This window comes from Fretibacterium fastidiosum (genome assembly GCF_000210715.1).
Taxonomy (GTDB): Bacteria; Synergistota; Synergistia; order Synergistales; family Aminobacteriaceae; genus Fretibacterium; species Fretibacterium fastidiosum.
The window spans coordinates 1,805,034-1,807,912 of record NC_021038.1; the positions used below are offsets into that span (position 1 = coordinate 1,805,034).

The following is a 2,879-nucleotide window of genomic DNA, read 5'->3' on the forward strand; positions in this document are numbered from 1 at the left end:
AGCTGGGTCTACCGCGCCCTGACCTTCCTCGTCGTCAGCTGTCCCTGTGCTTTGGTCATCAGCATCCCGCTCTCCTTCTTCGCGGGCATCGGCGGCGCGGGGCGCGAGGGCGTGCTCGTCAAGGGCTCAAACCACCTTGAGGCGCTGTCCCGGACGCGGACCGTGGTGTTCGACAAGACGGGCACGCTGACGAAGGGCGTCTTTGAGGTGACGGCCGTCCATCCGGAGAGTCTGGACGAGAGGGGCCTGCTGCACCTGGCAGCCCACGTGGAGCGCTACTCCACGCACCCCGTCGGGAACTCCCTGCGTCGGGCGTACCCCGACGAGGCGGACGACTGCAGCGTGGAGGACGTGCAGGAGGTGCCGGGCCAGGGGGTCCGGGCGCGGGTGAACGGGCGGACGGTCTGCGTCGGGAACCCGGCGATGATGGAGTCCGTGGGCGCGGCGTGGCACCCCTGCAACAGGCACGGCACGATCATCCACGTGGCCATCGACGGGGAGTACGCCGGTCACGTCGTGATCGCGGACGTCGTGAAGCCCAGCGCGCGGGAGGCCGTCGCCGAGCTGCGCCGGGCCGGGGTGAGGCGCACGGTCATGCTGACCGGGGACGATCGGGGGACGGCGGACCTCGTGGCGCGGGAGCTGGGCCTGGACGAGGCTTGGGGCGGGCTCCTGCCCGCGGACAAGGTGGCGCGAGTCGAGGCCCTCATCGAGGAGGGGCGCGGCGGAAAGCTGGCCTTCGTGGGCGACGGCATCAACGACGCGCCGGTTCTGGCGCGGGCGGACGTCGGCATCGCCATGGGGGCCATGGGGTCGGATGCGGCCATCGAGGCAGCCGACGTCGTGTTGATGGACGACGACCCGCTGAAGATCGCAAAGGCCATTCGGATCTCGCGCCGGTGCCTCGGCATCGTCCGCCAGAACATCGCGTTCGCCATCGGCGTCAAGCTCCTGTGCCTGGCGCTGGGCGCGCTGGGGTACGCCAATATGTGGTTCGCCGTCTTTGCGGACGTGGGTGTCATGGTGCTGGCGGTGCTGAACGCCATGCGGGCGCTCTTCGTGAGGAACCTTTAGGCGCGCGGCGCGCTCGGCCCTTCGGGGACCTCTGTCGGGGGTCCCCTTTTTTCTTGAGAAATTCGGCGCAAAATAAGGTAGAATAATGAGACACGCGGATGGTTGGCGCGTCCTGCCGCCCGTGGGGAGCTTAAAATTTCTGGCGGCGGCGGCCGTCCGAGGCGGGGAGTGACCCTTGTCCCATGAGGATACGCAGTGTTTGGAGGGCCGGAGCGGTCCTTCTGGTCCTGTTGACGTTAGTTCTCTCCCCGGCCCGCCGCGGCGCGGCCGCGCCGGAGCCGCGCACCGTCAGCGTGGTGATCTTCCCCACGCTGAACACGACGGGCCTTGAGGTGTGGGAGAGCAAGTACTACCCCTACAACGTGCTGGAGCGGCGGATGTCGGAGTACCTGGAGACGCTCTACAAGCGTTCGCCCCTCATCGAGGCGAGGATCCTGGACGAGTCGGGGGTCAACCAGTGGCTGGCCGGGCCGCGGAGGGGCGACGACATGGCGGTGCAGATGGAGCTCTGCGAGGCGGTCCTGAAGGAGCGGCGCGCGGTGGGCAACGTCGAGACGGGGCGGGTGCAGCTGCGCCTGCGGGTCTACGACTCCGCCCACGTCAAGCAGGTTGCCGTGCGCAGCACGGAGGGCGCCGACCGGCGCTTCACGTTGGACTCGCCGGAGGGGGCTTTCTGGCTGGACGCGGCGGCGGTGTCCCTGTTCGTCCCCTTCAAGAACGGTCTGGACCTCTTCGGCCTCACCGGGGGACAGGACCGGGGGCAGCGGATGAGCCGCCCCACTTGGGATCAGTTCCGCTCCACCTCCCATTGGCAGGCCGTCAAGAACGCCATCGACGAGGCCTATCGCCAGTCCCTGGCTCAGATGATGAACGTCATTCACAGCAACGAGCCGCAGTCCGCCAGCATGGCGAACGACACCTTCTCCCCCGCCTTCTCTACCGTCGGCCGCATCCTGGCCCCCACGGCCCGCTCCACGCGCCGGCGGCGCGAGTACATCATCTCGCTGGGCGGCATGGCCCAGGGCTCGCAGGACTCCGTGAGGGTGGGGGAGGTTCTGGACGTGGTCCGCAGCGACACCTACGTCACCGTGGACCCGGAGCACCCCGTGGCGGTCCTGCCGGAGGTCATCGGAAAGGTGAAGGTGATCCGCGTGTACGATCTGAATGCGGTGGTCCGCGTCATCAAGGACAATAAAAAGGAACCCATCGCCCTCAAGGATATGGTGATCAAGAGGACCGGGGTTTCGGGGAGGCGCTGATGGCCGTGATGTGGAAACTGTTTTCGTTGAACGGCAGGCCGTTCCGCTGCGCGGCGGGAGCGGCGCTGCTTCTGGCGGGGGCGCTGTGCGTCGCGCCCGCCCCGGTTTGGGCCAACGGCAACGCGTCAGCGGACGCCCCGGCGCCGGTCGCCGAGCCCGCCCCGAAGGGGACGGAGGCGCCCGTCCGGAAGTCCGTGCGCAAGGCCCCTCTGAAGAAGGCGAAGCCTGCGCCCAGGGCGCGCAAGGCGGTGCGGAAGGCGACGGCCCTCAGGCCGGCGGTCAGCGCGCTGCAGCAGGGCATCGCCCTCATGGAGCAGGACCGCTGCTCCGCGGCCCTGCCGTGGCTGCGCCGGGCCCTTCAGGAGGACCGCCGGAGCGCTGCGGCGTGGGTACTGGTACGGCCTGTGTCACGAGCGGACGGGGCAGTTCTACGAGGCGCAGTACTTCTACACGAAGGCCCTGGAGTGCGACCCGGCCTTTGAACCCCTGTCGCGCGTCGTCGTCTACCCCGGCGACGGGTCGAGAACCCCCCTATGGGACCCCAAA

The 2,879-nt window shown here is 68.8% G+C and carries 3 protein-coding genes; all 3 read left to right on the plus strand.

The features are described from left to right. Window positions 1–1,074 (plus strand): heavy metal translocating P-type ATPase (locus tag SY1_RS08410; RefSeq protein WP_208873417.1); only part of this gene is annotated, 1,074 nt, incomplete at its 5' end. 182 nt (window positions 1,075–1,256) lie between these two features. After that, complete coding sequence (locus SY1_RS08415) at window positions 1,257–2,333, plus strand: hypothetical protein (RefSeq protein ID WP_015556776.1); 1,077 nt, start codon at window positions 1,257–1,259, stop codon at window positions 2,331–2,333. A gap of 8 nt (window positions 2,334–2,341) precedes the next feature. Further along, on the plus strand, window positions 2,342–2,815 hold the full coding sequence (locus SY1_RS08420; protein WP_208873419.1) for a hypothetical protein: 474 nt from the start codon (window positions 2,342–2,344) through the stop codon (window positions 2,813–2,815). Window positions 2,816–2,879: the final 64 nt, after the last annotated feature.